5 protein-coding genes are annotated in these 7,091 nt (G+C 41.4%); 2 read left to right on the top strand and 3 right to left on the bottom strand.

Annotated features, from left to right (window positions below):
• Window positions 1-238 precede the first annotated feature (238 nt).
• From BLS49_RS12785 to BLS49_RS12775, 3 genes are all read right to left on the bottom strand, one after another.
• A complete protein-coding gene (locus BLS49_RS12785; protein ID WP_091230769.1) occupies window positions 239-1,549 on the bottom strand; it encodes a polysaccharide deacetylase family protein in 1,311 nt (436 codons plus the stop codon).
• A gap of 41 nt (window positions 1,550-1,590) precedes the next feature.
• Entirely contained in the window at window positions 1,591-2,331 is a 741-nt protein-coding gene (locus BLS49_RS12780) for a hypothetical protein (RefSeq protein WP_091230766.1), read from the bottom strand.
• A gap of 165 nt (window positions 2,332-2,496) precedes the next feature.
• Window positions 2,497-3,558 carry a PocR ligand-binding domain-containing protein gene (locus BLS49_RS12775; protein ID WP_091230763.1) on the bottom strand — a complete coding sequence of 354 codons (1,062 nt, stop codon included), beginning with the start codon at window positions 3,556-3,558 and terminating at the stop codon, window positions 2,497-2,499.
• A 175-nt stretch (window positions 3,559-3,733) separates the two neighbouring features.
• Here BLS49_RS12775 and BLS49_RS12770 point away from each other — a divergent pair, with 175 nt between their 5' ends.
• Both BLS49_RS12770 and dhaK read left to right on the top strand, forming a co-directional pair.
• Window positions 3,734-4,870 (top strand): glycerol dehydrogenase, encoded by a 1,137-nt coding sequence (locus BLS49_RS12770; protein WP_091230760.1) that lies wholly within the window; start codon window positions 3,734-3,736, stop codon window positions 4,868-4,870.
• A gap of 1 nt (window position 4,871) precedes the next feature.
• On the top strand, window positions 4,872-6,632 hold the full coding sequence (gene dhaK, locus BLS49_RS12765) for a dihydroxyacetone kinase subunit DhaK (RefSeq protein WP_091230757.1): 1,761 nt from the start codon (window positions 4,872-4,874) through the stop codon (window positions 6,630-6,632).
• The last annotated feature ends 459 nt before the right edge of the window (window positions 6,633-7,091 follow it).

Genomic DNA, 7,091 nt, shown 5'->3' with positions numbered 1-7,091 from the left:
TTTGAAGAGAATCCTTAGAGAAAGCCTGCACATTTGCAGCAATTTAGGGCATTTAGAGGCTTTACATAAACAAAGCCTGCACATTTGCAGGAATTGCGGGAATTTCGCATCATGACACTATTACACTTGAGATAACGGTCATAGAATGTGTGGCAGGATCAAGCGGTACAGGGATCATCTTCCTTGCACCGCTATTTCTAGTTTTAACAGTAACCCTACTTTTGGGACAGCCCCATCTTTATTGCAGATTTACGATTTGTAGTTCCTTATCCTTTAAATATTGGATGATCTTTGGCAGGGCATCTATAGTAGCTTGAGATTCATGCAGCAGAATGATAGATCCATTTACCTTTGATTTCACAATAGATATATATATTGCATCCGCATTTTGCGATCTCCAATCCTCTGGATCTATATTCCAAAGCACCATCTTTTTATCATTATTCATTAAAATTTGCTTGGTAACAGCATTTTTGGAGCCATAAGGTGGCCGAAAAAGGACTACTTTATCTTGAATGAGTTCTTCCAGCATAACATTCGTATGCAAAATCTCGTATTCCTGCTTGTCATTCGATTGTTTCACAAGATTCAGATGGTTCGAGCTATGATTACCGATAGAATAACCGTTGTTATAGGCATATTTAACAGAGTCAGGGTAGTGTCCAACATTTTTCCCGACAAAGAAAAACGTGCCTCCAATCTCATGCTGCTTCAATAGATCGACGATTTCCTCCGTGTATTTTGAAGGGCCATCATCAAAAGTAAGAGCTACTTTTCCTTTTGGAATGCTATAAGATACAAGTTTATCCAGCTCTTCAGATGGTATTTCTGGTGTATTGGTATCCAGATTAGATTTATTTGCAGCTTGTCCATTAGAATCAGCAGGCTCTGAAGAGGCTGGTGGATATTGTATAGGTTCAGAAAGGTCTGTCGGATCAATAGAATCTGTAGCAGAGCTCTCCTCATTATCAACCAAATGGACCCCTATATTGCTGACTCCAACTGAAGCCGTTTTTGAGTTTTTACCATTGGCAGACATATATATATATGAAGGGGCAAATGAGCTCAAAAGAACGATGAAAAGGATACCTGTGAGGGCAGCAACAGCCCAAGTCAACTTAACCTTGAACTTAAGCTTTTTAGGAATAACTTCTTTGGTTTCTAGGGAAGATGCAGTTGTCTGCTGATGGGACGATTTGGTCAAATGCTGAATCTGACTGATGGGCTCATCATTTTTAATAGACCACAATCCATTTACATATAATTCTGAGCAGGCAAAATAGATTCGATCACTTTGATCACAATAGGTCTTAGTTAAATAGCTGATATGCTGTTGTTTAGAGGAGTCCCACAAACTATGAAAAGACAGCCTGTACTTGTAAACCCCATCTGGCTCTATCACAGCTTTTAAGTTTTCAGCCGTATCCGCGTCAATATGCCATAGCAATTCAACTTCTTGCTCGGAAAATAATTGAACCCGCAAAAAGGATTGATGATCCTTTGTATCGACTGATAATAATTCTAGTAGTTTTCCTTGGTAGACTGACATAGATATCTCCTTTCTCTAGCGCGGCTAGAGAGCAGGTGCAATTATTCATTAGATGTATTTGGTTTGGAAGAGAATGAGAAAGACATCCGTTCAGTGAAATCTTGGATGGTTTTCATCAATTCTGCTTTTTCAGCCGTTATTTTTGCACATTGAGCCTCGAACTTCTTATTTTCTGTATCCAGATCTCTGATTTTCTCTTCAAGCTCTCTAATCGTTAGCATATTTTGATATTGAATACTCGCAGATTCTTCTTTAAGCAAATTGTATTTGTTAATTTCTTTTTCCAGTTGGGTGGATACCTTCTCAAAATCAAGGTTGGCAGTGCTTTGATATTCTTTATAGTCTTCAAGCAGTTGGTCGTAGCTCATTTGTTTACTGGTAAGAGTACCTTCGAGCGTGCGAATTTCCTTGCTTTTATCCTGAACGAGTTGATCCTTCTTCACCAGGTCATACTTTAAACGACTGATCGTTTCATTAGATGCCTGCAGCTGCTGATCAAGATCCTCATTTTTAAAAGCCATTAATTGACGTTCGTTCAGCATGTTTTCTAAAGAAACAATCATATCCAGAGATACCTTATCCAGATTTTCTTTAGACAGTATGTATTTTTTGCTAGAGTTATCGGATGGAATGGACTCATCCTTATTGCTGCTGAATTCGTTTTCAACTAGTTCATATTCAGTGGGAGTATTATCCTCTTTGCTAGTCTGAGATAGTTCGTTTTGATTGGACAGAACGCCTTTGAACCAACCCATTGATTTGTTTTTGGTATCCCTGGCCATAGTTTTATCTCCTAATTAATTTATTAGTGGACTATATATAAAGTTTTAAAAAAAGCTACTAAAGTTGCTATTATGTATTAACGAACTATACTAAAATACTATGATTCCTAATGATATTGTATAATTATGCCGAATAATGTCAATATAATACCAATTACCTACTACTTAAAGCCTATTATTGTCCTGTCTATTCTGAAACCTATTTCTGTATACAGCTGGAGTTAATGTTTCGAACCTTTTAAATGTTTTAATAAAATATCCTGCATCACAAAAGCCCAGCTGATCGCTGATTTCATTAATTGATTGGTCACTGGTCTCTAATAGCTGCTTAGCCCATTCAATTTTGAGGCGCGGAGCAAAGACGGAGAAGTTTTCACCTGTTTCCTTTATAAATATACGACTAAAGTAGCTGGGACTGATGTGGCATAGCTTGGCTAATTCGCTTAATGAAGTATTTTTATTTTTATAACGATACATATAATCGAATGCAGGCTGAAGCAATTTGTTGGATGAACGGAATTCATTGGAGGTGAACTTCTTAATTTTATTCTCAATCAGCGTGCTGGACAGCTCTTCCTGGATGGCTTGTATGTTCCGATAAGCTCGGTCTGATGAAGTATCAGAAGAACTAATTGGATTTGACGCATGGGCACTATCGATGGATAGAGCCTTTTTGTACATATCTATGGTTGAATTTTTATTGATAGCTTCCTCTACAATATAGTTGCACAGATGAAATAACATATCGGCAATGGTAGTAACCTCTTCAAATGAAAGGACTGGCAGGGAAAGATACTCCTCCTCCAGAGCTTCAAATTTCTGATTGTTGGCAATGCTTTCAGGACGGGACACAATTTGCTCAAGTGGTGGATTTTCGTCACGCAGCTTAAGCTGTCCAGCCATAATGGCTCCAATATATTGATTATCAATAATAATTGGAATGGCGATATCAATGATGTTGAAATGGCATTTATAGATATAAGGCTTGTTGAGACGAACGGCTTCAAGTCCACCGCGTGCGTCACACTTTTGACAATACGAGGAAAGTGAGGAGTCCTTTCTTACAGCCTGACAGAATGGCTGACAGTAGCTGTGCTTTGTTACGGGAACGCCTTTGTAGTCAACGGTAATGATGGCCATTTTAGTAACCAGAGCAAGTGAGTCCTGCAGCTTATGCCATTTTTCCAAATCAATAATGTTGTTTAAATTAAACAAGGAATGGGTCATCGTGTTAAACCCCCTATACTGAAATAGTAGGAATGAAGACAAGATATTACTATTCACTAATTATATGACAAAAAAACACAATATGAAAGCGCTTAAAATTGCTTATATAGTCCAATGAGTCCGAATCATTCAGAAACTATAATGGAATCATAAAGCATGAATGGAGGAGTTAGTGATGAGAAAAGCATTTATTAGCCCAACAAAGTATGTGCAAGGTGAAGATGAACTGCTTAATCTAGGTTATTTTGTGAAAACCTTTGGGGATTCCGCTCTGCTCATTGCCCATCCGGATGATGTGAATCGAGTGAAAGATAAATTGGAATCTACAAAAAGTAAATTCAATATTACCTTGGTCGAAAGTGGCTTTAAGGGAGAATGCTCCCGTGAAGAGGTTCAGAGATTACAGCTATTGGCGAAAGAGCATGCCTGCTCCTGTACGATTGGATTAGGCGGAGGCAAGGCGATCGATACGGCTAAATGTGTAGCAGAAGGGGAAGCCTTGATAATAGTTCCGACTATAGCGGCTACCGACGCGCCTACAAGTCATTCCGCTGTCATGTACACGCCTGAAGGGGAATTTGACGATTACGCCTATTTTAAACAAAGCCCTAGCGTGGTCATGATTGATACAACTGTTATTGCAAAAGCACCTACCCGTTTCCTTGTTGCTGGCATGGGGGATGCACTATCGACTTATTTTGAAGCCAGAGCAACCTCCAGATCATATTCCAACGTTAATGCTGGTCTGCCATGCGGTGTTCGCGAAGGAGTTTGCGGTCCGGCTAAAGGAACGAACACGGCGCTGGCACTGGCTAAATTCTGTTACGAAACATTGTTGAACGATGGCATTCAAGCGAAGGTATCTTGCGATAACAATCTGGTGACTCCAGCACTTGAGAACATTGTAGAGGCTAACATTCTCCTATCGGGGCTAGGCTTTGAAAGCGGTGGTTTAGCTGCTGCTCACGCCATTCATAATGGTCTGACCTCACTTGAAGGAACACATCATTATTTCCATGGAGAAAAAGTAGCCTTCTGCACCATCGCACAATTAGTGCTTGAAAATGCAGCTCAAGAGGAATTAAATGAAGTACTGGAATTTTGTGCAGCCGTAGATCTTCCGGTATGTCTTGCAGATATTGGAGTAGACAGCTATACGTATGATGAAATATTAAGTGTAGCAAAAAAGGCTTGTATTGCAGAGGAATCCATTCATTCCATGCCATTCCCAATTACTGAGGAGGCTGTGGCGGCAGCCATTGTGGTAGCTGATCAAATGGGACAAAAATTCAAAGCAAGTAAGGATGTATAATATGAAAAAAATAATAAATAAGCCGGAAACACTCGTCAGAGAGATGTGTAATGGCTTAGTCCTGGCACATCCACACTTAGAGTTTAATAGTAAATACAAGGTCATTAAGAAAAAGGAAATTAACAAAAACAAGGTTACGCTGATTAGCGGTGGAGGCAGTGGACATGAACCTGCCCATGCTGGATTTATTGGCAAAGGGATGCTGGATGTGGCGGTGTGCGGCGATGTGTTCGCATCCCCGTCACAGATTCAGGTGTACCAGGCCATTCGCTCCTCAGTGAGCGATAAAGGCACCCTGCTAATTATCAAAAACTACAGCGGTGACATGATGAATTTCAAAAATGCCGCCTATCTTGCTGGTGAAGACGGCATTGAAGTGGATTATGTTAAAGTTGACGATGATATTGCAGTGGAAGACAGTTTGTATACTGTCGGCAGAAGAGGTGTTGCGGGTACGATTTTTGTACACAAGGTAGCAGGTGCAGCCGCAGAAGAGGGTATGTCCTTAAGCCAAGTGAAGGAAGCAGCGCAAAAAGCGATCGACCATACGAAAAGCATCGGCTTCGCTTTCACCTCGTGTACAGTTCCGACCAAGGGAACTCCAACCTTTAGTCTTGAAGAAACTGAGATGGAGTATGGAGTCGGCATTCATGGCGAGCCCGGTATTCGGAGAGAGCATGTCGTTTCTGCTGATGAGCTGGCACAAAGAATGGTGACTTCATTATTGGAGCAGCTAAATATCCATTCCGAATCTGGGCAAGAGGTAGCCGTATTAATTAACGGATTTGGTGCAACGCCCCTACAAGAATTATATTTGCTGAATAACTCAGTCATCCGTGAGCTAGTGTCGAGAAATCACACAGTCTATAAAGTGTTCGTTGGAAACTTCATGACAAGTATCGATATGGCTGGAGCGTCTATTTCCATCATGAAGCTGGACGATCAGTTGAAGCAATTACTGAACGCGGAATGCGATACATCGGCGTTAGTTGTTCATGGACCTTTTGATCAGGTGAATTATACAGAGGTCGTTGTATCTCAAGAGGAGAATAAGAGTGTATCTTACACCTGTGAGACGAGCGAAAACGATGCCACGATTGTGAATGATAAATTCTCGCTTGCTAATATCATTTATCTAATGGATAAAATGAGTGAGATTGTTATCAAAAATGAAGTTCCATTCTGTGAGCTGGACTCACAAGCGGGTGACGGCGACTTCGGCATGAGTATTGCCAAGGGCTTCAAGCAATTAAAGGCAGAGTGGAACGAGCTTGTCACGAATCATGCCAACGATATTGGAAGCTTCCTGGATGCTTGCTCCCTCATTATTATGGAATATTGCGGGGGAGCATCCGGTCCAATTTGGGGTTCTGGCTTCCGGGCAGCCAGCAAGTATGCACGTGATAAGAAAGTGCTGTCGATTAACGAGATGGCCGAAATGATGGCGGCTGTTGTTAAAGGTATTCAGGATACAGGAGAACGTGCTTTTGGACGGGGCGCTGTCGTAGGAGACAAGACTTTGATTGACGCACTTGCTCCTTACGCTGAATCCTGGGCTGACAGCTCGCGTCAGGGAGAAGATCTGAAGACTGCATCTACGAAGGCAGCAGAAGCGGCGGTTCAGGGAGCCAAAGAGACGGAGAAGATTGTTGCCCGGATGGGACGTGCGGGTACTGTTGGCGAGAGAAGTATTGGCTACCCTGATGCAGGTGCGTATGCAATAGGCGTTATCTTTACTGAGCTGTCAAAAGCGATAAAATAACACAGCATCACGAACCGCAGACTGATATGTAAAGAGGCGTCCCTCAAAGTTATCTTAGATAAATTTGAGGGACGCTTCTTGTTTAGCAGTGGAAAGGCAAGATATCAGGAAAAGCAAAAATGCAGTTTTTTAAAAGTAGCCATGAAAGGATGCTGTTTGCTGCTCTACCCACCATTTCTACGTCACTTTTGATGCTCACCCTCCTGGTTTGATGCAACGCTAGTGGGAATATGGTTCAGAATAGACTAGTTTGAAGAGAATCCTTAGAGAAAGCCTGCACATTTGCAGCAATTTCAGAAATTCCGCATCATGACACTATTACACATGAGATACGGTCATGGAATGTGACGGAATCAAGCGGTGCAAGGGTCGTCTTCCTTGCACCGCTATTTCTAGTTTTGACACTAAGCCTACTTTTTGGGACAGCCCCTTTGCGTTTTAGTTCAGCTGTATTTTGTC

This window comes from Fontibacillus panacisegetis, assembly GCF_900102215.1.
GTDB classification, from domain to species: Bacteria; Bacillota; Bacilli; order Paenibacillales; family Paenibacillaceae; genus Fontibacillus; species Fontibacillus panacisegetis.
This window is presented reverse-complemented; position numbering and strand designations above follow the sequence as displayed.

Excerpts from the sequence above, each read along its gene's own strand:
- BLS49_RS12775 (WP_091230763.1), bottom strand. The coding sequence starts at position 3,558 with ATGACCCATTCCTTGTTTAATTTAAACAACATTATTGATTTGGAAAAA.
- dhaK (WP_091230757.1), top strand. The coding sequence starts at position 4,872 with ATGAAAAAAATAATAAATAAGCCGGAAACACTCGTCAGAGAGATGTGT.
- BLS49_RS12780 (WP_091230766.1), bottom strand. The coding sequence starts at position 2,331 with ATGGCCAGGGATACCAAAAACAAATCAATGGGTTGGTTCAAAGGCGTT.
- BLS49_RS12785 (WP_091230769.1), bottom strand. The coding sequence starts at position 1,549 with ATGTCAGTCTACCAAGGAAAACTACTAGAATTATTATCAGTCGATACA.
- BLS49_RS12770 (WP_091230760.1), top strand. The coding sequence starts at position 3,734 with ATGAGAAAAGCATTTATTAGCCCAACAAAGTATGTGCAAGGTGAAGAT.